This is a genomic window from Streptomyces sp. NPDC057616, from assembly GCF_042800575.1.
Taxonomy (GTDB): Bacteria; Actinomycetota; Actinomycetes; order Streptomycetales; family Streptomycetaceae; genus Streptomyces.
The window spans coordinates 1-25,411 of the sequence record NZ_JBHVGU010000051.1; the positions used below are offsets into that span (position 1 = coordinate 1).

General features: G+C 71.6%; 28 protein-coding genes. 11 read left to right on the top strand and 17 right to left on the bottom strand.

What is annotated here, in order from left to right:
- Positions 1-76 precede the first annotated feature (76 nt).
- From ACFU97_RS40670 to ACFU97_RS40685, 4 genes are all read right to left on the bottom strand, one after another.
- The gene (locus tag ACFU97_RS40670) at positions 77-1,039 is read right to left on the bottom strand and encodes an electron transfer flavoprotein subunit alpha/FixB family protein (RefSeq protein WP_384266847.1); all 963 of its coding nucleotides are present in this window, start codon (positions 1,037-1,039) and stop codon (positions 77-79) included.
- A gap of 64 nt (positions 1,040-1,103) precedes the next feature.
- Positions 1,104-1,892, bottom strand: coding sequence for an electron transfer flavoprotein subunit beta/FixA family protein (locus ACFU97_RS40675; protein WP_384266850.1), 789 nt, complete (start codon positions 1,890-1,892; stop codon positions 1,104-1,106).
- Positions 1,893-2,111: 219 nt separating this feature from the next.
- The gene (locus ACFU97_RS40680) at positions 2,112-2,627 is read right to left on the bottom strand and encodes a flavin reductase family protein (RefSeq protein ID WP_384266852.1); all 516 of its coding nucleotides are present in this window, start codon (positions 2,625-2,627) and stop codon (positions 2,112-2,114) included.
- 208 nt (positions 2,628-2,835) lie between these two features.
- On the bottom strand, positions 2,836-3,249 hold the full coding sequence (locus ACFU97_RS40685) for a TlpA family protein disulfide reductase (RefSeq protein WP_384266963.1): 414 nt from the start codon (positions 3,247-3,249) through the stop codon (positions 2,836-2,838).
- Between the two features lie 75 nt (positions 3,250-3,324).
- Between ACFU97_RS40685 and ACFU97_RS40690 the strand changes: the two genes are divergently transcribed.
- On the top strand, positions 3,325-3,732 hold the full coding sequence (locus tag ACFU97_RS40690; protein ID WP_384266855.1) for a DUF4395 domain-containing protein: 408 nt from the start codon (positions 3,325-3,327) through the stop codon (positions 3,730-3,732).
- A 146-nt stretch (positions 3,733-3,878) separates the two neighbouring features.
- Positions 3,879-4,607, top strand: coding sequence for a lysophospholipid acyltransferase family protein (locus ACFU97_RS40695; protein WP_384266857.1), 729 nt, complete (start codon positions 3,879-3,881; stop codon positions 4,605-4,607).
- Positions 4,608-4,626: 19 nt separating this feature from the next.
- Here the strand turns inward: ACFU97_RS40695 and ACFU97_RS40700 are convergent, their stop codons facing one another.
- The 4 genes from ACFU97_RS40700 to ACFU97_RS40715 form a co-directional block, all read right to left on the bottom strand.
- Positions 4,627-5,199 carry a transglutaminase domain-containing protein gene (locus ACFU97_RS40700; RefSeq protein WP_384266860.1) on the bottom strand — a complete coding sequence of 191 codons (573 nt, stop codon included), beginning with the start codon at positions 5,197-5,199 and terminating at the stop codon, positions 4,627-4,629.
- A 78-nt stretch (positions 5,200-5,277) separates the two neighbouring features.
- The gene (locus ACFU97_RS40705) at positions 5,278-6,351 is read right to left on the bottom strand and encodes a threonine aldolase family protein (protein ID WP_384266862.1); all 1,074 of its coding nucleotides are present in this window, start codon (positions 6,349-6,351) and stop codon (positions 5,278-5,280) included.
- On the bottom strand, positions 6,348-7,097 hold the full coding sequence (locus tag ACFU97_RS40710; protein ID WP_384266965.1) for an SDR family NAD(P)-dependent oxidoreductase: 750 nt from the start codon (positions 7,095-7,097) through the stop codon (positions 6,348-6,350). The genes ACFU97_RS40705 and ACFU97_RS40710 overlap by 4 nt, the downstream gene beginning before the upstream one ends.
- Positions 7,098-7,138: 41 nt before the next feature.
- A complete protein-coding gene (locus ACFU97_RS40715; RefSeq protein WP_384266865.1) occupies positions 7,139-8,536 on the bottom strand; it encodes a DUF6421 family protein in 1,398 nt (465 codons plus the stop codon).
- Between the two features lie 384 nt (positions 8,537-8,920).
- Between ACFU97_RS40715 and ACFU97_RS40720 the strand changes: the two genes are divergently transcribed.
- The gene (locus ACFU97_RS40720; RefSeq protein ID WP_384266867.1) at positions 8,921-9,604 is read left to right on the top strand and encodes a glycerophosphodiester phosphodiesterase; all 684 of its coding nucleotides are present in this window, start codon (positions 8,921-8,923) and stop codon (positions 9,602-9,604) included.
- 15 nt (positions 9,605-9,619) lie between these two features.
- Here ACFU97_RS40720 and ACFU97_RS40725 read toward each other — a convergent pair whose 3' ends face one another.
- Positions 9,620-10,159: a GNAT family N-acetyltransferase gene (locus ACFU97_RS40725; protein WP_384266869.1), complete on the bottom strand. Its 540-nt coding sequence runs from the start codon at positions 10,157-10,159 to the stop codon at positions 9,620-9,622.
- A gap of 71 nt (positions 10,160-10,230) precedes the next feature.
- Between ACFU97_RS40725 and ACFU97_RS40730 the strand changes: the two genes are divergently transcribed.
- Positions 10,231-10,623, top strand: coding sequence for a VOC family protein (locus ACFU97_RS40730; protein WP_384266872.1), 393 nt, complete (start codon positions 10,231-10,233; stop codon positions 10,621-10,623).
- On the opposite strand, the gene ACFU97_RS40735 is transcribed toward ACFU97_RS40730, so the two are convergent.
- The 5 genes from ACFU97_RS40735 to ACFU97_RS40755 all read right to left on the bottom strand — a co-directional run bounded on the left by ACFU97_RS40735 (position 10,605) and on the right by ACFU97_RS40755 (position 16,858).
- Positions 10,605-11,528: a GNAT family N-acetyltransferase gene (locus ACFU97_RS40735; RefSeq protein WP_384266874.1), complete on the bottom strand. Its 924-nt coding sequence runs from the start codon at positions 11,526-11,528 to the stop codon at positions 10,605-10,607. The genes ACFU97_RS40730 and ACFU97_RS40735 overlap by 19 nt on opposite strands.
- A 103-nt stretch (positions 11,529-11,631) precedes the next feature.
- Complete coding sequence (locus tag ACFU97_RS40740; protein WP_384266876.1) at positions 11,632-11,925, bottom strand: DUF1905 domain-containing protein; 294 nt, start codon at positions 11,923-11,925, stop codon at positions 11,632-11,634.
- Between the two features lie 34 nt (positions 11,926-11,959).
- Positions 11,960-14,530 (bottom strand): cellulosome protein, encoded by a 2,571-nt coding sequence (locus tag ACFU97_RS40745; RefSeq protein WP_384266878.1) that lies wholly within the window; start codon positions 14,528-14,530, stop codon positions 11,960-11,962.
- A 130-nt stretch (positions 14,531-14,660) separates the two neighbouring features.
- Entirely contained in the window at positions 14,661-15,203 is a 543-nt protein-coding gene (locus ACFU97_RS40750) for a MarR family winged helix-turn-helix transcriptional regulator (protein ID WP_384266881.1), read from the bottom strand.
- A complete protein-coding gene (locus tag ACFU97_RS40755; RefSeq protein WP_384266883.1) occupies positions 15,200-16,858 on the bottom strand; it encodes an FUSC family protein in 1,659 nt (552 codons plus the stop codon). The genes ACFU97_RS40750 and ACFU97_RS40755 overlap by 4 nt, the downstream gene beginning before the upstream one ends.
- Positions 16,859-17,035: 177 nt before the next feature.
- Between ACFU97_RS40755 and ACFU97_RS40760 the strand changes: the two genes are divergently transcribed.
- The 4 genes from ACFU97_RS40760 to ACFU97_RS40775 all read left to right on the top strand — a co-directional run bounded on the left by ACFU97_RS40760 (position 17,036) and on the right by ACFU97_RS40775 (position 20,194).
- Positions 17,036-17,578: a DUF5134 domain-containing protein gene (locus ACFU97_RS40760; RefSeq protein ID WP_384266886.1), complete on the top strand. Its 543-nt coding sequence runs from the start codon at positions 17,036-17,038 to the stop codon at positions 17,576-17,578.
- A 90-nt stretch (positions 17,579-17,668) separates the two neighbouring features.
- Positions 17,669-18,604 carry a M56 family metallopeptidase gene (locus tag ACFU97_RS40765; RefSeq protein ID WP_384266887.1) on the top strand — a complete coding sequence of 312 codons (936 nt, stop codon included), beginning with the start codon at positions 17,669-17,671 and terminating at the stop codon, positions 18,602-18,604.
- Positions 18,605-18,732: 128 nt separating this feature from the next.
- On the top strand, positions 18,733-19,404 hold the full coding sequence (locus tag ACFU97_RS40770; RefSeq protein ID WP_384266889.1) for a phosphatase PAP2 family protein: 672 nt from the start codon (positions 18,733-18,735) through the stop codon (positions 19,402-19,404).
- Between the two features lie 100 nt (positions 19,405-19,504).
- Positions 19,505-20,194: an HAD family hydrolase gene (locus ACFU97_RS40775; protein WP_384266967.1), complete on the top strand. Its 690-nt coding sequence runs from the start codon at positions 19,505-19,507 to the stop codon at positions 20,192-20,194.
- A gap of 104 nt (positions 20,195-20,298) precedes the next feature.
- Here ACFU97_RS40775 and ACFU97_RS40780 read toward each other — a convergent pair whose 3' ends face one another.
- Positions 20,299-20,547: a DUF2630 family protein gene (locus ACFU97_RS40780; RefSeq protein ID WP_384266892.1), complete on the bottom strand. Its 249-nt coding sequence runs from the start codon at positions 20,545-20,547 to the stop codon at positions 20,299-20,301.
- Between the two features lie 255 nt (positions 20,548-20,802).
- On the opposite strand from ACFU97_RS40780, the gene ACFU97_RS40785 reads away from it, so the two are divergent.
- Positions 20,803-21,522, top strand: coding sequence for a TetR/AcrR family transcriptional regulator (locus tag ACFU97_RS40785; protein ID WP_384266894.1), 720 nt, complete (start codon positions 20,803-20,805; stop codon positions 21,520-21,522).
- A gap of 10 nt (positions 21,523-21,532) precedes the next feature.
- On the opposite strand, the gene ACFU97_RS40790 is transcribed toward ACFU97_RS40785, so the two are convergent.
- Positions 21,533-22,012 (bottom strand): DUF6214 family protein, encoded by a 480-nt coding sequence (locus tag ACFU97_RS40790; protein WP_384266896.1) that lies wholly within the window; start codon positions 22,010-22,012, stop codon positions 21,533-21,535.
- A 190-nt stretch (positions 22,013-22,202) separates the two neighbouring features.
- Here ACFU97_RS40790 and ACFU97_RS40795 point away from each other — a divergent pair, with 190 nt between their 5' ends.
- Positions 22,203-23,558, top strand: coding sequence for an FAD-dependent oxidoreductase (locus ACFU97_RS40795; RefSeq protein ID WP_384266899.1), 1,356 nt, complete (start codon positions 22,203-22,205; stop codon positions 23,556-23,558).
- 180 nt (positions 23,559-23,738) lie between these two features.
- Entirely contained in the window at positions 23,739-25,124 is a 1,386-nt protein-coding gene (locus ACFU97_RS40800) for a nucleobase:cation symporter-2 family protein (protein ID WP_384266901.1), read from the top strand.
- On the opposite strand, the gene ACFU97_RS40805 is transcribed toward ACFU97_RS40800, so the two are convergent.
- Positions 25,047-25,400, bottom strand: coding sequence for an ArsR/SmtB family transcription factor (locus tag ACFU97_RS40805; RefSeq protein ID WP_384266903.1), 354 nt, complete (start codon positions 25,398-25,400; stop codon positions 25,047-25,049). The genes ACFU97_RS40800 and ACFU97_RS40805 overlap by 78 nt on opposite strands.
- Positions 25,401-25,411: the final 11 nt, after the last annotated feature.

Below are 25,411 nucleotides of genomic sequence, written 5' to 3' on the forward strand. Positions count from 1 at the left end.
TGCATCGCCCCATACCCCGTGGCTCCCCCCTCCTCCTTTCTTTTGTCCGCGGGGGCCTCGCCGAGCCGTGAGGCGGTCAGCCCTTGCGGGTCTTGACCTCCTCGGTCAGGGCGGGGACGACGTCGAAGAGGTCGCCGACGACGCCGTAGTCGACCAGCTCGAAGATCGGGGCCTCGGCGTCCTTGTTGATGGCCACGATGGTCTTCGAGGTCTGCATGCCGGCCCGGTGCTGGATCGCGCCGGAGATGCCGGAGGCGATGTACAGCTGCGGGGAGACCGACTTGCCGGTCTGGCCGACCTGGTTGGTGTGCGGGTACCAGCCGGCGTCCACCGCGGCACGCGAGGCGCCGACCGCCGCGCCGAGGGAGTCGGCGAGCGCCTCGATGATCGCGAAGTTCTCCGCGCCGTTGACGCCGCGGCCACCGGAGACCACGATCGCGGCCTCGGTCAGCTCCGGACGCCCGGTCGACTCACGCGGGGTGCGGCTGGTGACCTTGGTGCCGGTCGCCTTGTCGGAGAAGGACACGTTCAGGGCCTCGACCTCACCGGCGGCCGGGGCGGCCTCTACGGCCGCGCTGTTGGGCTTGACCGTGATGACCGGGGTGCCCTTGGAGACACGGGACTTGGTGGTGAAGGAGGCGGCGAACACCGACTGGGTGGCCACCGGGCCCTCGTCGCCGGCCTCCAGGTCGACGGCGTCGGTGATGATGCCGGAGCCGATGCGCAGCGCCAGGCGGGAGGCGATCTCCTTGCCCTCCGCGGAGGACGGGATCAGCACGGCGGCCGGGGAGACGGCCTCGACGGCGGCCTGCAGGGCGTCGACCTTCGGCACGACCAGGTAGTCGGCGTACTCGGACGCCTCGTGGGTGAGGACCTTGGCGGCGCCGTGCTCGGCCAGGGCGGCGGCGGTGTCACCGGCGCCGCCTCCCAGCGCGACGGCGACCGGCTCGCCGATGCGGCGGGCGAGCGTCAGCAGCTCCAGGGTGGGCTTGCGGACGGCACCGTCCACGTGGTCGACGTAGACGAGAACTTCAGCCATGGGAAGAAAACTCCTTGCGGATGTGCGAAGTCTGAGGGGCGGTGAGCGAGTTGAGCCGCGCGGCTCAGATGAACTTCTGGCTCGCGAGGAACTCAGCGAGCTGCTTGCCGCCCTCGCCCTCGTCCTTGACGATCGTGCCCGCGGTCCGGGCCGGACGCTGGTTCGCGGCCTCGACCTTGGTCCAGGCACCCTCGAGACCGATCTCCTCGGCCTCGATCTCCAGGTCGGACAGGTCCCAGGACTCCACCGGCTTCTTCTTCGCCGCCATGATGCCCTTGAAGGACGGGTAACGCGCCTCGCCCGACTGGTCGGTGACGGACACGACGGCCGGCAGCGAGGCCTCCAGCTGCTCGGTGGCGGTGTCGCCGTCGCGGCGGCCCTTGACGGTGCCGTCCTCGACGCTGACCTCGGACAGCAGCGTCACCTGCGGCACGCCCAGACGCTCGGCGACCAGCGCCGGCACGACACCCATGGTGCCGTCGGTGGAGGCCATGCCGGAGACGACCAGGTCGTAGCCCGCCTTCTCGATCGCCTTGGCCAGCACCAGCGAGGTACCGATCGCGTCGGTGCCGTGCAGGTCGTCGTCCTCGACGTGGATGGCCTTGTCCGCACCCATCGACAGCGCCTTGCGCAGCGCGTCCTTGGCGTCCTCGGGGCCGATGGTCAGGACGGTGATCTCCACGTCGTCGTCCGAGTTCTCGGAGATCTGCAGCGCCTGCTCGACCGCGTACTCGTCGAGCTCGGAGAGCAGACCGTCCACGTCGTCCCGGTCGACGGTCAGGTCATCGGCGAAGTGCCGGTCGCCAGTGGCGTCGGGCACGTACTTAACAGTGACAACGATCCTCAAGCTCACGCCGGCTCTCCTACTGCAATCGTCATTTCGGTGCTGTCCAGTTTCAGGCAGCATAGGCGCCTCAAGCGGCCGATCCCGATCGGGGCGGCCCGCGCTCCGAGCGAAATATTACTCGTCAGTACACCCAGAACGTTCCCGCTAAGCAAGCGCTTTGAACTGTGACCTTTGCAACGCAGCGTAATCGGGATTCGACCACTTCGCAGCGGAGCCGGGGCGTGATCAGTCCCGCAGAGCGTTGAAGCTGCCTTGGTGGTAGAGGAGCGGGCGGCCGGGACCGGTCGGGTCACCGAGGACGACCTCGGCCAGCACGATGCGCTGGTCCGCCGCGGGCACCCGGCCGACGACCCGGCACACCAGCCAGGCCGGGACGTCGTCCAGGACGGGCACGCCCTCGGGGCCCTCGCGCCAGTTGGTGGGCGCCCCGAAGCGGTCGGCGCCGCTGCGGGCGAAGGTGGTGGCCAGCTCCCTCTGGTGCTCGCCGAGTATGTGGACGCCTATGTGCCCGGCCGCGGAGATCGCCGGCCAGCTGGAGGCGCCGGTGCTGATGCCGAAGGAGATCAGCGGGGGCTCGGCGGAGACGGAGGTGAGGGACGTGGCGGTGAAGCCGACCGGCCCGGCGTTCCCGCGCGCGGTGATCACGGCGACGCCCGCGGCGTGCCGCCGGAAGACGGAGCGCAGCAGGTCGGGCGAGGCGAGCTGAGGGGTTCGGGTGCCGAGATCGGGCGTTGCCGTCATGGAGTTGTCCTTCTGGGGAGAGGGGCGAACCGGTCCGTGGCTGCTCAACAGCCCGGACAGCACGCGCTCGCGGTACGCGCCAGATCGACGTGGGCCCGCCCGTAGAGAAGGAGTTCCGAAGGCATACGGTCAGGCTGACGATACGTGGTGCGCACAGTCAAGTACGTTCCGGCATCTGGGAGATGCCTCACCCCGCGGCCACGGACCGTCAGACCGCCTCCCCCAGTGCGGCGATGACGTCGGCCTTGCGCGGCTGGCCGGTGGCCCGCCGGACGACCCGGCCCTCGGCGTCGAGGACCAGCACGGTCGGCGTCTTGAGGATGTCGAGTTCGCGTACGAGGTCCAGGTGGTCCTCCGCGTCGATCTCGACGTGGGTCACGCCCTGGACCAGGCCGGCCACCTCGCCGAGCACGCGCCGCGTGGCCCGGCAGGGGGCGCAGAACGCGCTGGAGAACTGCACCAGCGTGGCCCGCTCACCGAGCTCGCCGCCCAGCTCGGCCGCGCCGAGCCGCTTCCCGTCGTCGCGCCCACGCACGCGTACCCTCCCGCTTCGCCGCCGATGGAGCACTCCGTAGGCGCTCGCCACCACGAGCACCACCGCACACACCACAAGTCCGGTCATCACCTGCACAAGCATTCATGAGACTGCAAAGATTCCCGCCTCCCCACAGCATTTCCGTTGCGGAATGCTTGATTCATGGACATCGATGTGAGGGGCCCCCGGTTCGGGGCCGCCGTGACGACCGTCGTTCTCGCGGTCGTGCTGATCACCGGGAGTGCCTGGCTGCTGGCCTGGCAGACGCTGGCCTTCGCGCTGGGCGCGGCGGGCGGGGTCGGGAAATCGCCGTACGGCTGGCTGTTCCGCAAGGCCGTACGGCCGCGGATCGGGCCGCCGAGCGAGTTCGAGCCGCCGGAGCCGCCGCGCTTCGCCCAGGCGGTGGGACTGGTCTTCGCGGGCGTGGGGCTGGCCGGCTTCGCGCTGGGAGTGACCTGGCTGGGGCTCGCGGCGACCGCGGCGGCGCTGGCGGCGGCTTTCCTCAACGCGGTGTTCGGGTACTGCCTGGGGTGCGAGATGTACCTGGTGGTACGGCGGCTCACTACGTGATGAGTATCTCGCCACTCTCCGGCACCAGGACTGGCCACCCACTCGTTAGTTGGGGCACGATCTGCGCAATGCCGTAAACCTACGGCTGCGTAACTTCCGCGCCGGGAGAACCCTTCCCAGGCAGAGAGAAGGGGCCCGACCCATCCATGGCTGAGCTTGTCTACCGTCCCGTCATCGGCCTTGCCAAAACGATGTTCAAGGCCTGGGACCTCAAGATCGACTGCAAGGGGTCGGAGAACATCCCGCGCTCGGGTGGCGCCGTACTGGTGAGCAACCACATCAGCTACCTGGACTTCATCTTCGACGGGCTCGCGGCCCTGCCGCAGAAGCGCCTGGTCCGCTTCATGGCCAAGGAGTCCGTCTTCCGCCACAAGATCTCGGGCCCGCTGATGCGCGGCATGAAGCACATCCCGGTCGACCGCAAGCAGGGCGAGACGGCGTACGCCCACGCGCTGCAGTCGCTGCGCTCCGGCGAGATCGTGGGCGTCTTCCCCGAGGCCACGATCTCCCAGTCCTTCACCCTGAAGAGCTTCAAGTCGGGTGCCGCGCGCATGGCCCAGGAGGCCGGCGTCCCGCTCATCCCGATGGCGCTGTGGGGCACGCAGCGGCTGTGGACCAAGGGCCACCCGCGCAACTTCAAGCGCAGCCACACCCCGATCACCATCCGGGTCGGTGAGCCGGTGGAGGCGCCGCAGGACCAGTACGCCGGCGCCATCACCCGCCGCCTGCGCGAGCGCGTCCAGGAGCTCCTGGAGGCCGCACAGCGCGCCTACCCCGTCCGCCCCAAGGGCCCGGACGACACCTGGTGGATGCCGGCCCACCTCGGCGGCACGGCCCCGACCCCGGAACAGGTGAAGGCGGCGGAGGCCGGCTGAATCGTCGCGCCCCACCGCCTCACAGCGCGGTGGGGAGCGAGCGCCACAGGTGCTCGCGGTCGTCGGCCGCCCGCAGAGCGTTCAGTACCGCCGGGTGGGGTGCTGCGTACAGGAGCGGGTGGTCCAGCTCGCCGGAATCCGCGTCCGGGGTGAAGGCCAGGCGCTCGCCGTCCAGGGAGAACCGGGCGTCCACGCCCGGTTTGTTGCCGCGCGGGTCCTGGCGGTGCCAGGCGCCGTTGAAGCGCACGGCGACCAGGCCGTGCAGCACGTCGAACTTCTGGTAGCACAGGGCCGTAGGAATGTCCTCGGCGCGCAGCAGGGCCGCGAGCGCGTGCGCCTTGGCGTAGCAGATGCCGGTGCGCTGCTCCAGAACGTCGGAGGCGCGCCAGGTGACCCGCGGATCACCGGAGTCCTGCGAGTGCGGGATGGTGTCGCGTACGAACTCGAACGCCAGACGTGCATAGGCATACGAGTCCGCCGCGTCCTTGGCCAGCTCTGCGGCCGTCTTGCGTACCAGCGGGTGGTCGTGGTCGATGACCTCGTCGGCGGCCAGATAGGCGGACAGGTCGGGGTTGTGCTGGATCAGCTCCATGCCCGCAGAGCATAAGAATGCGATCACTCGGCAGTCAATGACTTTTCGAGCGATCGCATACTTATGCATACTGCGGATCTAGTGCCGCGCCATCTCCTCCTTGAGCGCGGCGACGAACGCGTCCACGTCGTCCTCGGTCGTGTCGAAGGCGCACATCCAGCGCACGACGCCGGCCGCCTCGTCCCAGAAGTAGAACCGGAACCGCTTCTGCAGCCGCTCGCCGACCTCGTGCGGGAGCTTGGCGAAGACGCCGTTGGCCTGCACCGGGTAGAGGATCTCGACCCCGTGCACGGCCCGCACGCCCTCGGCCAGCCGCTGGGCCATCTCGTTGGAGTGGCGGGCGTTGCGCAGCCAGAGGTCCTTGGCCAGCAGCGCCTCCAGCTGCACCGACACGAAGCGCATCTTGGAGGCGAGCTGCATCGACAGCTTGCGCAGGTGCTTCATGTGGCTGACGGCGTCCTGGTTGATGACGACGACCGCCTCGCCGAAGATCGCGCCGTTCTTCGTCCCGCCCAGGGAGAGGATGTCGACGCCGACCGCGTTGGTGAACGTCCGCATCGGGACGTCGAGCGACGCGGCCGCGTTGGCTATCCGGGAGCCGTCCAGGTGCACCTTCATGCCACGCGCGTGGGCGTGGTCGCAGATCGCCCGGATCTCGTCCGGGGTGTAGAGCGTGCCGAGCTCCGTGCTCTGGGTGATCGAGACGGCCTGGGGCATGGCACGGTGCTCGTCGTCCCAGCCGTACGCCTGCCGGTCGATCAGTTCCGGGGTGAGCTTGCCGTCGGGGGTGGGCACGGTGAGCAGCTTCAGGCCGCCCATGCGCTCCGGCGCGCCGCCCTCGTCGACGTTGATGTGCGCGCTCTCGGCGCAGATCACCGCGCCCCAGCGGTCGGTGACCGCCTGGAGCGCGACGACGTTCGCGCCGGTGCCGTTGAAGACCGGGAACGCCTCAGCCGTGGGGCCGAAGTGGCTGCGGACCAGGTTCTGGAGGTTCCCGGTGTAGTCGTCCTCGCCGTACGCGACCTGGTGCCCGCCGTTGGCCAGGGCCAGCGCGGCGAGCACCTCCGGGTGGGCCCCGGCGTAGTTGTCACTGGCGAAACCGCGGACCTGCGGGTCGTGATGGCGACGTGCGTCGGTCTTCGGGGGGTTCACGGCTTCTCGGTCAGCCACAGACGCTTTCCGTTCACATCGGCGGCGGACTTGCTCCAGACCTCGACGATGGCCTCGGCCAGGTCGTCGACGTCCGTGAAGCCCGCGAACTTCGCGTTGGGGCGCTCGGCGCGCATGGCCTCGTGCACCAACGCCTTCACCACCAGGATCGCAGCCGCCGACGTCGGTCCGTCGGCGCCTCCCGCCTTGCGGAAGAAGTCGGCCAGGGCGAGCGTCCACGCCTCGGCGGCGGCCTTGGCGGCGGCGTACGCGGCGTTCCCGGCGGTCGGCCTGGTGGCGCCGGCGGCGCTGATCAGGACGTAGCGTCCGCGATCGCTGCGCTGGAGCGCCTCGGAGAAGGCCAGGGAGGTGTGCTGCACCGTGCGGATGAGCAGCAGCTCCAGGAAGTCCCAGTCGTCGAGGCTGGTCTTGATGAAGGTCTCGCTGCCGCGCCAGCCGCCGACGAGGTGGACCAGGCCGTCGATACGGCCGAACTCCTTCTCGATGTGCTGGGCCCACTCCTTGGTGGCCTCCAGGTCCAGCAGGTCCACGGGCTCGCCGGTGACGGTCGCGCCGCCGGAGGCGTACCGGGCCGCGTCCACGGCCTCCGCGAGCCGTACGGGATCGTTGTCGGCCGCGACCACGGTCGCCCCCGACTCGGCCAGGCGGAGCAGTGCCGCGCGCCCGGCGGGCCCGCCTCCGCCCGCGACCGCGATCACCGCACCGCTGAGAGCTCCGTTCCCCGCCATGGTCTTCGCCTCCTGAGCCACGTTCTCGGTGGTGCGGTCGCTCACGCGGCGACCTGCCCCGCGCTCTCCGCGGTGATGCCCTTCGTGGAGGCAATCACGTTCTTCAGCTTCTTGGAGAGGGCTTCATAGAACATGCTCAGCGGAAACTCGTCAGGAAGCACGTCATCGACGAGCTTTCGCGGCGGCAGCGTCAGATCCAGGGCGTCGGGACCCTTGGCCCAGCGCGATCCGGGGTGCGGGGCCAGGTAGGTGGAGACCAGCTCGTATCCGGCGAACCAGTGCACGAGCTTCGGGCGGTCGATGCCGTCGCGGTAGAGCTTCTCGATGTCGGCGCACAGCTGGTTGGTGACCTGCGGGGCGCGCTGCCAGTCGATGAACAGCTTGTTGTCGGTCCAGCGGACGACGTCGTGCTTGTGCAGGTAGGCGAAGAGCAGCTGGCCGCCCAGGCCGTCGTAGTTGCGCACGCGCTCGCCGGTGACCGGGAAGCGGAACATGCGGTCGAAGAGCACCGCGTACTGCACGTCACGGGCCTGCGGGACGCCGTCGGCCTCCAGTTTCACGGCCTCCTTGAAGGCGGTGAGGTCGCAGCGCAGCTCCTCCAGGCCGTACATCCAGAACGGCTGCCGCTGCTTGATCATGAACGGGTCGAAGGGCAGGTCGCCGTGGCTGTGGGTGCGGTCGTGGACCATGTCCCACAGCACGAAGGCCTCCTCGCAGCGCTTCTGGTCGTGGACCATCGCGGCGACGTCCTCGGGCAGCTCGATGCCCAGGATGTCGACGGCGGCGTCGGTGACCCGGCGGAAGCGGGCGGCCTCGCGGTCGCAGAAGATGCCACCCCAGGAGAATCGTTCCGGCGCCTCGCGCACGGCGATGGTCTCGGGGAAGAGGACGGCCGAGTTCGTGTCGTAGCCGGCCGTGAAGTCCTCGAAGGTGATCCCGCAGAACAGCGGGTTGTCGTAGCGGGTGCGCTCCAGCTCGGCCAGCCACTCGGGCCACACCATGCGCAGCACGACCGCCTCGAGGTTGCGGTCGGGGTTGCCGTTCTGCGTGTACATCGGGAAGACGACCAGGTGCTGCAGGCCGTCCGCGCGGTGCGCGGCGGGCTGGAAGGCCAGCAGGGAGTCGAGGAAGTCGGGTATCTCGAAGCCGCCCTCGGCCCACCGGTCCAGGTCCTTGGCCAGGGCCTCGTGGTAGTCGCTGTCGTGCGGGAGCAGCGGGGAGAGCTCACGCACGGCCTCGACGACACGCCGTACGGCGTCCTCGGCCTCCGCGCGCCCGGGGGCGCCCTTGGCCTCGAAGTCGATCGACCCGTCCTTGGACTGCCATGGCCGGATCAGCTCCACGGCATCCTTGAGCACCGGCCACGCCGGGTGCTCGACCACCCTGGTCGCGGGAGAAACCTGCTCCCCCATAGCCGCCTGCACAAGAATTTCCGTCATGTCCCATCCTCCACGGGAGAAGCTCGCGTATCGAGACCGTATACATACGAGCTTCCTTCCAGCAAGAGGAGCCTCGGGAGATTATCCTGTGCAACCGCATGGTCACCGAAGTTTTTTCTGTCTGACGCGGTGAAGGCCACCGTTCCGGGTATACGTGCCCGCCCCGCGGGTAAGAGCCTGAGGTCAATGTCACGAGGACTCGCCCACCCCAGGGTGACGGCGTGCGCCGGCACGGGCCGGATTCGCCCCGTACGCCACGCCAATCCCCTGTGTACGAGCGGGTTCATCGCGAGACGGGGCCGTTAGGCTGCGGCTCTGCCCGTGTGGCCGTCCGCTCCGGTCCGCGCGCATGCCGAGCCGCCGTCGACGGAAGCGAGTTGAACCTTGAACTTCCTTACCATCGGTCACCGCGGAGTCATGGGTGTCGAACCCGAGAACACCCTCCGTTCCTTCGTCGCCGCCCAGCACGCCGGGCTCGACGTGATCGAACTCGATCTGCATCTGAGCAAGGACGGCGCCCTCGTCGTCATGCACGACACCGACGTGGACCGTACGACCGACGGCACCGGCCCGATCGCCGAGAAGACCCTCGCCGAGCTGCGCGCCCTGGACGCGGGCCGCGGGGAGCACGTGCCGGTCTTCGAGGAGGTCCTGGAGGCGGTCAGGTCGCCGCTCCAGGCCGAGATCAAGGACGTGCAGGCGGCCCGGGCGCTCTCCGAGGTCATGCTCCGGCGGGACCTGGTCTCCAGGGTGGAGGTGTCCTCCTTCCACGACGAGGCGATCACCGAGATCGCCCGGCTGGTGCCCGGCGTGCGGACCGCGCTGATCGGCAGCCGCTACGGCACCGACATCGTGGAGCGCGCCGTCGAGTCCGGCGCCTCGACCGTCTGCCTCAACATCCGCCGGCTGACGCTGGAGATCGTCGAGATGGCCCGCAAGGCCGACCTCAAGATCATCGGCTGGGTGGTGAACACGCAGGACCACCTCCGTCTGGTACGGGCCCTGCAGCTGGACGGCGCGACCACCGATTACCCGGAGATCAAACGCACCGGCCGCTTCACCGCGTGAGGCGCCGCCCGAGGCTCACGCCAGCTCCTTGACCAGCAGCTCGAACTGCAGGTCGGCGCGCTGCGGGATGCCGAAGCGCTCGTCGCCGTACGGGAACGGCGTCATCCTTCCCGTACGGCGGTAGCCGCGCCGCTCGTACCAGGCGATGAGGTCCTCGCGCACGGAGATCACGGTCATGTGCATCTCGCGCACACCCCACGTCTCGCGCGCCGCCCGCTCCGCCTCCGCGATGATCACCTTGCCGAGACCGGCGCCCTGCAGCCGCGGGCTGACGGCGAACATCCCGAAGTAGGCGTAGGCGCCCCGGTGTTCGAGCTGGCAGCAGGCGATCACGGTGCCGTCCCGCTCGACCGTCAGCAACCGGCTGTCGGGCGACTTGATGACGGCGAGGACGCCCTCCGCGTCGGTGCGCTGCCCCTCCAGGATGTCCGCCTCGGTGGTCCAGCCGGTCCGGCTCGAGTCCCCGCGGTAGGCCGACTCGATCAGCGCGACCAGGGCGTCCACGTCGGCGTCGACGGCGTCACGGAACGTCAGTCCGGTGGCGGCGGTGTCCATGGTGCGGCTCTCCGATCTCTGGCGCGGCGCGGGCACCGAAGAGCCTAACGCCGACAGTAGGCTCCGGATGCATGGTGCATGTGCTGAGCAGCAGGACCCTCCTCCAGCCCCGCGACCCCGAGCGCTCGCGGCGGTTCTACGGCGAGCAGCTGGGGCTGGCCGTCTACCGCGAGTTCGGCACGGGACCCGAGCGCGGCACCGTGTACTTCCTGGGCGGGGGCTTCCTGGAGGTCTCCGGACGGTCGCAGGCGGGATCCTCCCCGGCCGTGCGGCTGTGGCTGCAGGTCGCGGACGCGGCAGCCGCGCACGAGGAGCTGCTGGCCAAGGGGGTCGAGATCGTGCGGCCGCCGGTGAAGGAGCCCTGGGGGCTGGTGGAGATGTGGATCGAGGATCCGGACGGGACGCGGATCGTGCTCGTCGAGGTGCCGGAGGACCACCCGATCCGCTACCGGCCCGGCATCTGATGCCGCCACCGGCGGTCGGTACGGGTCAGCTCCCGGAATCCGGCGTCGATCAGCCGGTCGACCTCTGCCGTATCGCCGGCCGACGCGTAGGCGAGGAGACGGTCGACGCCGCACAGGCGGAGCCAGTCGGCCGCCTGGGCGAGAAGGTGCCGTTCCAGGCCCGCCGCCGGTGAGGCGGGGTCGACGTGCAGGTTGCCGATGTCGGCGAGGCCGGTCGCGCGGACGTGCCTCTCGGGCCGGCCCAGCGCCGTGTCGACCTCGATGAAGCCGAGGGCGGCGCCGGTGTCGTCGTACGCCGTGAAGCGGGTGCCGCACTCCCCCACCGTGCGCGTGCGGCTCACGCCCGTGAGGGGTTCGGGCGCCGGCAGGTCCGCGACGCGCGCGATCAGGACGACCTCGGTGTCGCCGATGTGCCGGAAGCCGGAACGCTCGTAGAGGCCGCGTACGTGGGGCCAGTTGCGCGGCAGGCCGTAGACGCCCGGGGCCGGGAGGGCGCCGTCCGCGTACCCGCCCCCGACGTCCCAGCGGGCGAACTGCGCCAGGCAGGCGGCCATCAGCCCCTCGGCAGCTGCCTCGGAGTCCGGCCTGAAGGACGCGGGCGGCCAGTGCACGAACCAGTCGATCTCCGCGGTGTCCCGGTAGGTCGCGCCGACCTCCTCGCCCGCGCGGTAGCGCAGCAGGTGGGCGGCGGCCACGACGGCTCGGCGCTGCTCGGCGACGAGCGTCACGCGCTCGCCGACCCAGGGGTCGGTGATGGCTTCGCCGGGCCGCCGCTCCAGTTCGCTGAGGACGGTGTTGACCGAGACGGAGACGCCGGGCACGACGGCGGCGACGTGCGCGTTGATCAGGTCGGTGAGCTGGTCGCGGTCGTCGCGGCGGAAGGGGCGCACCGTGAACGCGGGCATGCGGGAACCTCCGGGGCAAGGGGGTGGGCTGGAGGCCGCCATGCGGTGCGGTACGGGGCGAGCGTACGGCGGCCGCCCCCGAGTGCGCGAGCGGGTATCGCCGTCAGCGGTGCAGCCGGACGGTCATCTGGACCGTGACCTCGTCCCCGGCCGTGATCTGCCGCGGGCGGCGGACAGCGGCCTTCAGCGGCAGCAGGTAGCCGCCGTCCTTGGGGAAGAGCGAGGTCTCGAAGTCGACGTCGCCGATCCGCGCGGCGACCGGGATCACGCCCCAGCCGTAGGTGGCCGTCGAGGCGACCTCGCGGATGTCAGCCGACTCCTCGTCGGACACGGGCAGGTAGTAGTAGGGTGCCGGGCCGCGCCACTCGATCACCCGGCCGGCGAACGTGAACTGCACGGTCCCCTCCCCCTGTTCGGCACGTCTGTCCCCGTCACGATAGGCCCCCTGGGGCGAGTGGTGTCACCGTGACCTGGTCGACGACCGGGGCGTACGCCGAGCGCTGCCCGTACGCGTTACGGCTCCTGCCGTCGAAGCCGGGGAGTTCGTCGGCGGTGAAGGTCATCGTGTTGGCGCCCTCCTCCAGAGTGACCGGCACCGACAGGTTCCAGAAGTTGTTGAAGTGCAGGGTGGCGGGGAACAGGACGCGATGCGGGGCGCCTCCGGCGACGGTGATGTCCGCGTGGCGGCAGACCGGGTCGGGGTTGTAGTGGGTCGCGGGCGCCTGCTCGCCGTTGGAGTAGCGGATCGTGAGGGCGTGGCGTCCGGCGTGCCGGGCGGTCACGGTCAGGGTGAGCGCGTTGCCGGGGCCCGCGCCGATGCCGTCGACCGCCTTGCCTCCGGTGGCGTTGGAGCGGCCCGTCACGCGTGCGGTGCCGGTCAGGACGCCTTCCTCGGCGGCGGCGACGGACGTGGGCAGCAGCCCGCGGGACGGGCCGACGCGCAGCCGGTCCACGACCAGGCTCTCCGAAGTCCCGGTCACCGTCACCTTGTTGACGCCCCCGGCCAGGAACAGGGGGACGGCCCCCCGTGGCACGCGCCCGAGTTCCTCGCCGTTGACCGTGAGCAGGCCCTCGCCGGCGCCGAGCAGGGCCACGGTGACCGTGGCCTCGCCGTCGTCCGCGGCGTGCACCCAGAAGGTGACGGTGCCGCCGCGCGGGGCGACGACCGCACCGGGGCCGGAGGCTCCTGGCTGGGCGTACGTGGCCCGCGCGCCCCCACCGAGCTCCGCGTACTCGGCCTCGTACACGTCCTCGCGCTCCTCCCGCTGCGCGCGCGGGACCAGGTCCAGCTTGTCGACGACCGCGTCTCCCCTGGTCGTGCCGAGGTCGGGGTCCTGTGCGGCGAGGGTGATGCGGTGCGGGCCCGCGGTCAGCCGGGCCTCGGTGTCGGTGTGGCCCCACACCGCCCACTGGTGGCCGAGCGGCAGCCGCAGCTCGCGAGGGTCGTCGCCGTCGATGCGCAGGAAGACGTTGGTGGGACCGTGCTCGCGCACGGGCTCGGCCAGGTTGTGGGAGTTGGCGAACACCCGGATGTCGTACGTCCCGTCGTGCGGGGCCTCGACGTCGAAGGCGAGCACGACGTCGGAGCCGGTGCGCAGACCCCCGACGTGATGGGTGCCGGAGGTCGCGAACTTGTCGACGGCGGACGGGGATCCCTCGGGGCCGTTCCTCGTGCAGCCGCCGGTGCAGGTCGCGTCCTCGGCCAGGTACGTACGCCGCCGGGCGGCCGGGGGCGGCCCGAGCGTGGCGCCGTTGCCGCCGGGCGCGATGGTCAGCTGGTAGGCGGACATCTCGTCGAGTCCGGTCACCGGCAGCACCACCCGGCCCCCGGTGACCGGCAGTTCGCGGTCGAGGAGTCGCAACGGCTGCTCGCACGCGCCGACTTGGCCGCTCCAGCGGATCTCCTCGAGCCGCACGTGGACGACGCCGCCGAAGACGTCCGCGTCGACCCCTGTGAAGGCGAGGTCCACGGCGCCCCCCGCGCCGCCGAACAGCAGCCGGGCCTGCCGCTTGGGCCGGTCGAGCGTGGCGACGCCCTGGAGCGTGTACTGCACGTTGGGATGGGGCGGGGTGACGCGGACCGTGTGGCCGCTCATCCGGCCGTAGGCGTTGAACAGCCACCACTGGCCGTTGCCCTTGTTGGCCTCCACCGCCGAGTCGTTGAGGTTTCCGGCGATGTTCCAGTACGCCATGTCGGCGTCGACCTTGGACTCCTCGACGGCGGCGATCCACTGGATCATCTGCCCGGGTACGGACAGGTGGTAGTTGTGCGCGTACTCGTTGAGGTTGACGGGCAGCGGGCCGATGCCCAACTCCCGCTCCAGCGCCCGGTACCTGGCGACGTTCGTGCGGACCTCGTCGGGTGAGGACAGTTCGTGCCAGGTGATCACGTCGGGGAGCACGCCGTGGTCCCGCGCGAACTCCAGGAAACCGCGCACCTCGGGGTACAGGACGCAGGTGTTGGGGCCGGCGACGCGCGCCGCGGGGTCGAGGCCCTTGATGAGGCGGTACGTCTCCTGCCAGGCCGCGAAGTAGCGGCGCGGGTCGGTGCGCCAGCAGACGCCGTCGTAGCTCCACTCCCCGTCGCCGAACATGTTGCCCTCGGGCTCGTTGAACGGCACATACACGACATGGGACTTGAGCGCCCCCAGCGTCTGCACCTGGGCGACGTGGCGCCGGACGGCCGCCAAGTGGACGCCGAGGCGCTCCTCGCCGGTCGCGCCCGGCCACTCGTAGGGGAAGCCGCGGTGGATGTCGCTGAGGTAGACGTAGACGTCCTTGCCGCCCGCCGCGACGAAGGACGGCAGGATCTCCAGGGCGTCGGCGCCGGGGTGCTGGACGCCGTCCTGGGCCTTGGTGCTGACCGTGCGGACGTGCATGCCCTCGACGAGGGTGCGGCTCGGCACGCCGTCGCCGTACAGGCCGTAGAGCGTGCCGCTCGCGCCGCCGTGGAAGGGGCCCGTCTCCACGCCCAGGTCGACCGTCAGCGTCCGAGGTGTCACGGCATCCCCTTCACGTTCGACATGTCGTACACCAGTCGGAGATCCGAACCGGTCCGATCGAACGTAGGGAGTGGACGTCGACCACGTCAACGGGTACGCCGCCCGCGGAAGACGCTCGGGTGGTAGCCGGTCAGGCCCGGAGCGCGCCGAGGTGGCCCTCCAGGCGGCCCAGCAACTCGCCGAGCAGTCCGGCCAGTTCGCCCTGGCCCTGCGGGTCGAGCACGGCCAGTACGGCGGTCTCGTAGGACAGCTGCTCGGGCAGGATGCCGTCGACGAGGTCGCGGCCGGCGTCCGTGAGGCGGACATGAGCCACGCGGCGGTCTCGCGCGTCGCCGCGGCGCTCGACCAGGCCGCGCTCGGTCAGCTGCTTGAGGCGCTTGGTGACGGCGGCGCCCGAGGAGAAGGTCTCGCGGGCCAGCTCGCCGGGGGTCAGCTCGTGGCCGGTGCGGCGCAGCGCCCCCAGCAGGTCGAACTCGGGACGGCTGAGCCCCGCCCGGCGCAGCGGCGCGTCCTCGGCCTGCTGGAGCAGCGCCGCACAGCGGTTGATGCGGCCGATGATCTCCATGGGGCCGGTGTCGAGGTCTGGGTGGACGGCCTGCCACTGCCGCACGACCGCGGAGACGGTGTCGCCACCTCTGCCCGCCCCCGCCTGCCGTCCGTTCGGTGCCGTCATGGCCGTACGCCCTCCGCTCTGCCGCTCGGGTGCAGCCCCTGGTGGCGCACCGTAGCCGCGAGCGTACGGTGTCCGGCCTGCTCGGCGCGCACGACCCGCTCCTGGGGCAGGGCGCGCTGCCACCACTCGCCGGACGCGGCGTCGGCGGTGGCGCGCAGCTCGGCCAGGGCGGCGGCCAGCGCGCGTCGGGCGGACTCCACGGCGGCGGGCGCGGGGGCGGGCTCGGCCAGCAGGCGGGCGGTGTGCTCGCGGGCGCGTTCGGCGGCGGTCAGCGCGTGTTCGACGCGGTCGCCGGAGCGGCGGTTGGTGACGGCGACGGCGGCGAGGAAGCCGACCAGGGCGCCGACGACGGTGTCCACGACCCGCTCGGTGATCAGCGGCCCGGGCTCCTGGAAACCGGTGAACTCGGTGATGAGCAGTGCCATCGGGGTCACGCACACGGAGCCGAGCCAGTAGTTGCGGCCGATCAGGGCCTCGGCGCCGAAGTTGAAGGCGAGGCAGCACAGGACGAGCGCCGCCGGGCCGAGGTGGGCGAGCGGGACGACGGCGGCGAAGAGGAGCACGCCGAGGAGGTTGCCGACGACGCGCTGCACACCGCGGGTCCAGGTGAGGGCGAGGTTGGCCTGGTAGAGGGAGGCCGCGGTGACCAGCGCCCAGTAGGGACGGCCGACGCCGAGGGCCAGGGAGGCGTACCCGGCGAGGGCGCAGCCCAGCGCGGTGCGGACGGCGATCGGGGCGAGCGGGCCGAGGCGCGTCCACAACGGGCGGGCCGGGGCGGCGAGTTCGGCCTCCACACCGAGGAGTTCACCGCCGGCCGCCGGGTCGTGGACCTCGGGTACGGGGCCGGCGCCCGTCAACTCGCCCGCCCAGGTGCGCAGTTGCTCCGGATCGGTGTCGGCGGGGGCGGCGAGGGCGACCTCGGCGCGGACGACGAGGCGTTCGAGGCCGCGCCGGCTGCGGGTGTCCCGGGCGGCCAGGAGCGACTGCCAGGCGGCCTGTACGGCGGCGGCCGCCGCGGCCCGGGCGCGGGCGTGGCCGTCTGCGGTGCCGCGGGTGGCGGCGTACCCGGCCGCCGCCTTCAGGGCGCCCGCGGTGGCCCGGCGCTCGGGGCCGTGCGGGCGCAGCAGCCCGGGGGCCATGCCGACGAGCCAGGACCACGCGCCCGCCGCGCAGGCCAGCGCGAGATGGCCGGGGACCTGGCCGAGCGTCTGCGGTGCGAAGAGGGAGGCGGAGGTGATGAAGGTGAGCACCACGTTGCCGGGCGGGCCGACGCGGGTCGCGTCGCACAGCATCTTCTGCACGGCTGCCAGCAGGGCGCCGACCGTGACGAGCACGAGGGCACTGGACGTCAGCGAGGCGGCGACCAGCGAGACGGCGAGGCCGCCGACCATCCCGAGCACCACCCAGGCCAGGACGCGGGCCCGGGCGGCGTAGGGGCGGTTGTGGGCGTACAGCGCGCACAGCGACCCGGCCATGGTGTACATCGCCAGGTCGAGGCGGCCGAGGGCCAGCAGGAGGAGGTTGGGCGGGGCGACCGAGGCGACCACGCTCAGCGCGGGCTTGAACCAGATGTCCGCGGGCCGGCCGAGGCGCAGGACGCCGGCGAGGGGCAGGCGGCGGGTGCGCGGGGCGGGGGTGGAGGTCGCTGGGGTCATGTGACATAACCTTAGCAGGTGTTTTACTCGTAAAAGAAATCTCGGACCAGATCATGGCCCGCCGCTCACCTGGCGTGCTCCCTCGAATGCTCCCCGTGTACACCCTTGCGCTCGCGTGCGCGCCGCATGGCGTGGGAAGCGACTGACTGTCGAACATCGTCGAGCGGGGAGGTGCGCGTGCACGGACCGGCTTCGCCCGGCTGGCTGCTGGTCGCGCTGTGTGCGGCGACCGGGGCCTACTGCCTCGTGCGGATGCGCAGCACGGTCGAGGAGCAGCGCAGGTCCGCGGGCGGCGAGGCGCTGATGGGCTTCGGTATGGCCGCGATGGCCGTGCCGGCGGCGGTGTTCAGCCCGCCGGCCTGGACCTGGCCCCTGTACGCGGCCGTCTTCGGCGCCGCCGCGCTGCGCGCCCTGTGGTCGGCGCGGTCGAGCGCGCACCATCTGCACCATCTGGTGGGCGCCTCGGCCATGGTCTACATGGCGGTCGTGATGGCCGCGTCCCCCGGTCACCACGCCGGGCACGGGACGACGTCCGGGGTGCCCCTGCTCACCGGCGCCCTCCTTCTCTACTTCACGGGATACGTGCTGCTGTCGGGCGTGCGGCTCGTACCGGTGGCGGCGGGCGGCGGAGCCGTCGGGTGGGGCGACCGGCCCGAGCTGGCCAAGGCGTGCCGGCTGTCGATGGGCATCGCGATGGTGGCGATGCTGATCACGCTCTGAGCGGGGGATTCCGGTCAAGCAACCGTTGATTGCGTCACTTTGCGCGACAGACCGTAGGCCGGGCCCGCGTCCGCTTCTAGGGTGAGCGCCATGATGGTCCCCGCGGCACTGCTGCTGCTCGGCGCGCTGACCGCCGTCGTGGCCCCCCGGCTGCTCGCCCGGGCCGACTGGCAGGACCGCGAACCGGTGGTCGCGCTGTGGGTGTGGCAGTGCGTGGTGGCGGCCGTCCTGCTGTGCTGTGCGCTGTCGATGACCCTCAGCGCCGCGGCCGCCTGGCAGGCGGTGCGCGGCCATGTGTTCGCCGGGGCCCCGCACGGTGTCGTGGACGCCTACGCGCTCGGCGCCACCGGCCCCTGGGCCGCGGCCACCGCGGTGACGCTCGCGTCCGCCGGCCTGTGGAGCGGAACCATGCTGGTGAGAGAGGTCCTGCGGGCGCGCGCCGGGCGCCGCCGGCGCCGGGACGAACTCCGGCTCCGCGCCCCGCTGTTGCCCGGCGAGGAGCTCGCGAGCGGCCGGCTGGTCGTGCTGGAGGGCGAGCGGCCCGACGCCTGGTGGCTGCCCGGTGCCGCACCCCGGCTCGTCGTCACCACCGCCGCGCTGCGCCGGCTGAAGGGCCGGCAGCTGGACGCCGTGCTCGCCCACGAGCAGGGGCACGCGCAGGCCCGGCACGACTGGCTGCTGCACTGCTCGGACGCGCTGGCGGGCGGGTTCCCGCAGGTGCCGGTGTTCGCGGCGTTCCGCGCGGAGATGCACCGCCTGGTCGAACTCGCCGCCGACGACATGGCCTCCCGGCGCCACGGCCGGCTCACCACCGCGCTCGCCCTCGTCGAACTCAACGAGGACCGGGGCGTGTTCGGCCCGTCCCCGGCCCCGCAGGCGCACGTTCCGCAACGAGTGCACCGGCTGCTCAGCGCACCCGACCGACTGCCGGCGACCCGGCGTCTGGGACTGACGGCGACCGCCGCACTGGTACCCGTGGTCCCGGTACTGGTGGCCTTCGTGCCGGGGCTGCGGGCACTGGGCTAGGTGCGGGCACTGGGCTAGGTGCGGGCACTGAACTAGGTGCGGGCCGTCTGGACGGCGGCTTCACGCCTCCCCCGGGTACTCCGCCCAGGCTCTGGTTTCACAACTCATCGGGCGGCGAGGATCACCTTATGCACCATTCGCCCGTCGACTCCCCCACCCGCTCGCCGGCCCCTCGCACAGCCGCCCGTGCCGCGGCCGTTCTCGGCGTCTGCTCCGTGTTGCTGCTCGTCCTGGTCGCGATCCGCTGGCATCCGCTCATCGCGGTCGACCGCGACATCTCCCGCACCACGCACCGCTGGGCCGTCGACGAGACCGGCCTCACCCACGCGTTCCGCATCCTGACGGACTGGGTCTGGGACCCGCTGACGATGCGCCTGGCGTGCGCGGCCGCCGTGGTGTGGCTGGTGTGGCGCCGCGCGGCGTGGTGGACGGCGCTGTGGCTGGCGGCCACCGTGGCCCTGGGCGCCCTGCTGCAACAGGGCCTCAAGGCGGCGGTCGACCGCCCGCGCCCGGTCTGGCGCGACCCCGTCGACTCGGCCCACTACGCCTCCTTCCCCTCGGGCCACGCGATGACCGCCACGATCGTCTGCGGCCTGCTGCTCTGGCTCCTGCACCGCCACGGCCCCGGCCGCGCCCTGTGGCGTACGGCGACGGCGGTGGCGCTCGTCTCCGTCGCAGGGGTGGGCCTCACGCGCGTGTGGCTGGGCGTGCACTGGACGTCCGACGTGCTGGGCGGCTGGCTCCTGGGCGCCATGGTGGTGGCGCTGGCGGTGGCGGCCCACCGGCGATGGCAGCCGTGAGCCGACGCCTGCCGAGGGGACGGCGACCGATCCGACGAGCCCGCCCACCCGGGCCCGCGATCTTCTGGGCACGGGGACGCACCCGTAAGATCCACACATGATGATGGCTGTGCTGTTCGACTTCTCCGGCACCCTCTTCCGCATCGAGTCCACCGACTCCTGGCTGCGCGCGGTGCTCGACCAGGCCGGGATCGCGCTCCCCGAGGCCGAGTTGAGCCAGGCCGCCAAGGCGCTCCATGTCTCGGGGGCGCTCCCCGGCGGTCCTCCTCCGGCTCAACTGCCCGACGGCTTCGCCGAGGTGTGGCAGATCCGGGACCGGAGCGCCGAGCTGCACCGGGCCGCCTACACCGGCCTCTCCCGCCAAGTGCCGCTGCCCGACCCGGCGTTGCACGACGCACTGTACGACCGCCACATGACGCCGGCGGCATGGGCGCCCTACCCCGACGCCGCCGAGGTGCTGTACGGGCTGTGCGAGCGCGGAATCGGCATCGGCGTGGTCAGCAACATCGGCTGGGACCTGCGCCCCGTCTTCCGCGAGCACAACCTGGACCGGTTCGTGGACACGTACGTCCTGTCGTACGAGCACGGCATCCAGAAGCCCGATCCGCGGCTGTTCGCGGTGGCCTGCGAGGCGCTGGAGGTCGAGCCGAAGGACGTCCTGATGGTGGGGGACGACCGGCGCGCGGACGTCGGCGCGGCGGACCTCGGGTGCCGGGTGCACCTGGTGGACCACCTGCCCACGAGCGAACGCCCGGACGCGCTGCGGCTGGTGCTGGACCTGGTGGACTGAGCGGCACCCGACCCGGCGTACCGAGCGGCGCGGGACCGGCCGGACGGGCTCAGGCCCGTCCGGTCACCGCCCCGGCCCGCTCCCTCGGGCACTCACGCAGGCACTCACTCCAGATACCCCTCCACCTGCGACGACGAACGTACCGCCGCCTCGTCGGGGTTCTCCCCGTACTCGGCCTTGGCGCGCCGCTGGCGCAGGAGGTCCCAGCACTGATCGAGCTCGCGCTCCAGCTCTCCGAGCCGCTGCCGTTCCGTCGCACTGTCGATCTCGCCGTCCGAGAGGGACGTACGGAGCTTGCGCTCGTTCTCGACCATCTCCGTGATCCTGGCCAGGATCCGCTGGTCCTGTTCCATCTCCGCAGGCCTCCTCCGCTCGGCATTCGTGCCCACTTTAGGGACGGGCGGGCCGTTGTGCGACGGGAGTGCGAAGGCCCGGGTACGATCCGGGAAGTAGCCTCAGGACACCATCTGGGCGAAAACACCGCCCGTCTGAGACGATCCCCCGCGTCGCCCCAGACGGACGGCAGCCCTGACCAGCCCCTACGGAGCATCGATCGTGGACGCTGCTGAGTATAGTTGGCTGGCAGCCAGTCAACGCAGGAGTTAAGCATGTCCCCGCGCAGCGCCTCGGTCAATGAAGAGTTGCGACGGCGTTCCCGGGAGCGGCTTCTGCAGGCGGCAGTCGAGTTGGTCGGCGAGCACGGCTATGAGGCGACGACGCTCGGCGACATCGCCGACAGAGCCGGTTCGGCCCGCGGTCTGGTCTCCTACTACTTCCCGGGAAAGCGCCAGTTGGTGCAGTCCGCCGTGCACCGGCTGATGCACCGCACGCTGGAGGAGGCGGTGGAGCGGGAGCCGCGCAGCGAGGACGGCGGGGAGCGGATGGCGCGGGCCATCGACGCGATCCTGGGTCTGGCCCGGGACCGGCCCGTACTGATGCGCCAGCACATGGCGGGGCTGCTGCAGGCGGAGGGTTTCGTGCAGTGCCCGGAGCAGAAGCGCCTGGCGGAACTGCTGCGCGACGTGGTCGCCCGGCACGGATCGCAGAACGTCGACGTGGACTACCCGATGATGCGGTCCCTGCTGATGGGCGCCGTCTACGCGATGGTGCTGCCGAACGTCCCGATGTCGATCACGACGCTGCGGGCCGAGCTGTTCAAGCGCTACCGGCTCGAGTGGGAGATGGGCACACCGCCGGGCAGCGGCGCGGCGGCGGCCGCGGCCGGCGACTCGGACCTGTCACGGTTCTTCGCGACCGGCGAGGAGCTGGACGATCGGCCGGACCCCGGACAGCGGGCCAACACCCCCGACCAATCGGGTCAGTTGTAGGGATCAGTCGCTACGAGGCGGCTCTGCGGCGTGCATGACGAGGCGTCAGGAAGCCCGAGTCGCGCGCCTGTGAGATCAGCCGGAGCGTCTTGCGGCGGCTGTGGCCGGTCGCGCACATCACCGCGAGAACGGGGTCGGTGCCCTGTCGCTGCGCGCTGCGGTACTCCTGGGCGATACGGCGCTGCCCCTCGATGCCGCGCGGCCAGATGGGCCGGGCCCGCCGGGAGCCCACGGAGGCGAGGTGCCCCGCGGCCGGCTCGGGTTCGGGGGCGCAGGCCCGGAAGAGGGGTTCCTCGATCCAGTCGGCCAGTTCCGCGAGGTCGTCCAGCGACAGTGGTGGCTGCGCCCGGACCTCCTCCAGCGAGACGGCCCCGCCACCCACCACGGCGAGCACGTCGATGCGGGCGCCGTCGCCGAAGCCCAGCCGGACGGTGAACCACGTCGTGGCGCGCTCGTCCTCCCGCACTTCCCACGCGGGCCATACGGACACCGTGCCATCCGTCGGACAACGATCAGAAAGATTAAGAAACGATGCTTCTCGCACACGCGGAACGTAACCACCCGACCACATGGCGCGAGAGCGGACACGCACGTTCACACCCTGCCAGCACCCTGTCAGCGGAGCAGCGGCGGTGCGATGCTTGGGCCGTCCGCGATCTCCTCTCGTAAGGAGTTCCGCCGTGTTGCGTGTCGCCGTCGTCGGCTCCGGGCCGAGCGGGGTCTACACCGCGCAGAATCTCGTCCAGCTCGACTCCGACGTGCGCGTCGACGTCATCGACCGGCTGCCCTGCCCCTACGGGCTGGTGCGCTACGGCGTCGCACCCGACCACGAGAAGATCAAGTCGCTGCAGAACAACCTGCGTACGGTCCTGGAGCACGAGCGGGTGCGCTTCCTCGGCGCGGTGCGTGTGGGCCCCGGGGGGCTGCCGGCGGCGAGGCTGCGGGAGCTGTACCACGCGGTCGTGTACTGCGTGGGCGCCGCCACCGACCGTCATCTCGGCATCCCCGGCGAGGATCTGCCGGGCAGTTGGTCGGCGACGCAGTTCGTGTCCTGGTACAGCGCCCATCCGGACGCCGCCGACGACGGTTTCCTGCAGGACGTCCGGTCGGCCGTGGTGATCGGCGTGGGGAACGTCGCCGTGGACGTCACCCGGATGCTGGCGCGGGGCCCCGCGGAGCTGAGCCCGACCGACATGCCGCAGGCGGCACTTCGCGCGCTGGCCGCGAGCCGGGTGGGCGACATCCACATGGTGGGCCGGCGCGGCCCGTCCCAGGCCCGCTTCACCACCAAGGAACTGCGCGAACTGGGCGGCCTCCCAGGCGCCGGACTCCTCGTGGATCCGGCGGAGTTGGCGCTCGATCCCGGGTGCGCCGACCTCGCCTCGCTCCCGCCGGCCCGGCGCCGCAACGTGGAGGTACTGCGCGGCTGGGCACAGGTGCCGCCCGAGGACGCCCCGCGCCGGATCCGGCTGCGCTTCTTCCTGCGGCCGGTCGAACTGCTCGCCGACGGCGGGCGCGTGGGCGCGGTGCGCTTCGAGCGGACGGAGCCCGACGGGCGGGGCGGCGTGCGGGGCACCGGGCAATTCGAGGACGTGGAGGCGCAGTTGGTGCTGCGGTCGGTGGGGTATCGCGGACTGCCGCTGGAAGGGCTGCCGTTCGACGCGTCGAGCGGCACCGTGCCGCATCGCGCGGGGCGCGTCGTGCGGGCGGGCACCGTCGCGCCGGGCGAGTACGTCGCCGGCTGGATCAAGCGCGGCCCGACGGGCGTGATCGGCACCAACCGTCCGTGCGCCAAGGAGACGGTGCTGTCGCTGCTGGACGACGCTTCCGCGCTCGTACGCGAGCGAGCGCCGCAGGACCCGGTCGCGGCGCTGCGCGCGGCGGGGGCCGAGCCGGTCGAATGGCCGGGCTGGCAGGCGATCGAGCGGGCCGAGGCGGCCCTCGGGGCCTCACTGGGCCGCGGTGTCGTCAAGCTGGCGGACTGGGGATCGCTGCTGGCGGCGGCACGGTCGGCGGGCGCACCGCAGGCGCCGTAGGGGAGTCGGAGGCCGGTAGGTGGACAGGACACACATCGGCAACAGTCCGGACATCAACAAACTGTTCAAGGCCTCTACGGTCTCGTGCTGTCCGGATGTCCCCCTTCGGACGCCCCGTCCGGATGCCACCGTCCGGATTCACCGCCCGGATGTCCCCTCCCCCGTCGCTCTGGAGTGCCCATGACCACCACCGCCCCCGTCCATCCGGTGGACGAGGTCCCACCCGTACGGCAGTTGGCCGCCTTCGGTCTGCAGCATGTGCTCGCCATGTACGCGGGCGCGGTGGCGGTGCCGCTGATCGTGGGCGGCGCGATGAAGCTCTCGCCCACGGACCTGGCCTATCTGATCACCGCCGACCTGCTGGTGTGCGGGATCGCGACGCTCATCCAGTGCGTGGGCTTCTGGCGGTTCGGCGTCCGGCTGCCGATCATGCAGGGCTGCACCTTCGCCGCGGTGTCGCCGATGGTGCTCATCGGCACGACGGGCGGCGGACTGCCCGCGATCTACGGCTCGGTGATCGTCGCGGGGCTCGCGATCATGCTGCTCGCGCCGGTCTTCGGCAAGCTGCTGCGCTTCTTCCCGCCGCTGGTCACCGGCACCGTCATCCTGATCATCGGCGTCTCGCTGCTGCCGGTCGCGGGCAACTGGGCGGCGGGCGGCGCCGGTTCGAAGGACTTCGGCGAGCCGAAGAACCTGGCGCTGGCCGCCTTCGTCCTGACGGTGGTGCTGGGTGTGCAGCGGTTCGCGCCGGCGTTCCTGAGCCGTATCGCGGTGCTGATCGGCATCGTGGTGGGCCTCGCGGTGGCCGTGCCCTTCGGGTTCACCGACTTCGGCGGGGTCGGTGACGCCGACTGGCTGGGCATCAGCACGCCCTTCCACTTCGGCACGCCCACCTTCCATGTCTCCGCGATCGTGTCGATGCTGGTCGTGGCGCTGGTGACGATGACCGAGACGACCGGTGACCTGATCGCCGTCGGCGAGATGACCGGGCGCACGGTCGAGCCGCGCCCGCTCGCGGACGGCCTGCGCGCCGACGGCCTCTCGACCGTCCTGGGCGGCGTCTTCAACACCTTCCCGTACACGGCGTACGCGCAGAACGTCGGCCTCGTCGGCATGACCCGGGTACGCAGCCGCTGGGTCGTGGCCACGGCGGGCGGCATCCTCGTCCTGCTCGGGTTGCTGCCCAAGCTGGGGGCCGTGGTCGCGGCGGTACCGGCGCCCGTCCTGGGCGGTGCGGGTCTGGTGATGTTCGGGACGGTGGCCGCGAGCGGCCTCAGGACCCTGGCGCGGGTGGACTTCAAGGACAACCACAACCTCACGGTCGTGGCGGTGTCGGTGGCCGTGGGCATGCTGCCGGTCGGGGTGCCGACGGTCTACGCGAAGTTCCCCGACTGGTTCCAGACGGTGATGAACAGCGGCATCAGCGCGGGCTGCCTGACGGCGATCGTGCTGAACCTGCTCTTCAACCACCTTCCGGCGAGGGGGACTTCAGCCGCCGAGGCGGACGGCCTGCCGGACGGCGGCGGCGAGCAGGGCGTCGAGGAGTCCCGGGAAGAGGTCGTCTAGGTCGTCCCGGCGCAGGCCGTTCATCTTGGCCGTGCCCCGGTAGCACTGCCGGATCACCCCCGCCTCGCGCAGCACCCGGAAGTGGTGCGTGCTCGTGGACTTGGTCACCGGCAGGACGAACTGCGAACACGTGAGCTCGTCGCCGTCGGCGGCGAGCTCACGCACGATCTGCAGCCGCATCGGGTCGGAGAGCGCGTGCAGCACGGCTTCCAGCCGGATGTCCCCGGTCGCGGGGTGCGGCAGGTCGCGGCTGCTGGTGGCGGGGGCGGTACTCACGGAGTCATTGT

Coding starts and splice junctions, on each gene's coding strand:
- ACFU97_RS40670 (WP_384266847.1), bottom strand. CDS start 1,039: ATGGCTGAAGTTCTCGTCTACGTCGACCACGTGGACGGTGCCGTCCGC.
- ACFU97_RS40680 (WP_384266852.1), bottom strand. CDS start 2,627: ATGACGGCAACGCCCGATCTCGGCACCCGAACCCCTCAGCTCGCCTCG.
- ACFU97_RS40685 (WP_384266963.1), bottom strand. CDS start 3,249: ATGACCGGACTTGTGGTGTGTGCGGTGGTGCTCGTGGTGGCGAGCGCC.
- ACFU97_RS40690 (WP_384266855.1), top strand. CDS start 3,325: ATGGACATCGATGTGAGGGGCCCCCGGTTCGGGGCCGCCGTGACGACC.
- ACFU97_RS40695 (WP_384266857.1), top strand. CDS start 3,879: ATGGCTGAGCTTGTCTACCGTCCCGTCATCGGCCTTGCCAAAACGATG.
- ACFU97_RS40700 (WP_384266860.1), bottom strand. CDS start 5,199: ATGGAGCTGATCCAGCACAACCCCGACCTGTCCGCCTATCTGGCCGCC.
- ACFU97_RS40710 (WP_384266965.1), bottom strand. CDS start 7,097: ATGGCGGGGAACGGAGCTCTCAGCGGTGCGGTGATCGCGGTCGCGGGC.
- ACFU97_RS40715 (WP_384266865.1), bottom strand. CDS start 8,536: ATGACGGAAATTCTTGTGCAGGCGGCTATGGGGGAGCAGGTTTCTCCC.
- ACFU97_RS40725 (WP_384266869.1), bottom strand. CDS start 10,159: ATGGACACCGCCGCCACCGGACTGACGTTCCGTGACGCCGTCGACGCC.
- ACFU97_RS40730 (WP_384266872.1), top strand. CDS start 10,231: ATGGTGCATGTGCTGAGCAGCAGGACCCTCCTCCAGCCCCGCGACCCC.
- ACFU97_RS40735 (WP_384266874.1), bottom strand. CDS start 11,528: ATGCCCGCGTTCACGGTGCGCCCCTTCCGCCGCGACGACCGCGACCAG.
- ACFU97_RS40750 (WP_384266881.1), bottom strand. CDS start 15,203: ATGACGGCACCGAACGGACGGCAGGCGGGGGCGGGCAGAGGTGGCGAC.
- ACFU97_RS40755 (WP_384266883.1), bottom strand. CDS start 16,858: ATGACCCCAGCGACCTCCACCCCCGCCCCGCGCACCCGCCGCCTGCCC.
- ACFU97_RS40765 (WP_384266887.1), top strand. CDS start 17,669: ATGATGGTCCCCGCGGCACTGCTGCTGCTCGGCGCGCTGACCGCCGTC.
- ACFU97_RS40770 (WP_384266889.1), top strand. CDS start 18,733: ATGCACCATTCGCCCGTCGACTCCCCCACCCGCTCGCCGGCCCCTCGC.
- ACFU97_RS40775 (WP_384266967.1), top strand. CDS start 19,505: ATGATGGCTGTGCTGTTCGACTTCTCCGGCACCCTCTTCCGCATCGAG.
- ACFU97_RS40780 (WP_384266892.1), bottom strand. CDS start 20,547: ATGGAACAGGACCAGCGGATCCTGGCCAGGATCACGGAGATGGTCGAG.
- ACFU97_RS40785 (WP_384266894.1), top strand. CDS start 20,803: ATGTCCCCGCGCAGCGCCTCGGTCAATGAAGAGTTGCGACGGCGTTCC.
- ACFU97_RS40800 (WP_384266901.1), top strand. CDS start 23,739: ATGACCACCACCGCCCCCGTCCATCCGGTGGACGAGGTCCCACCCGTA.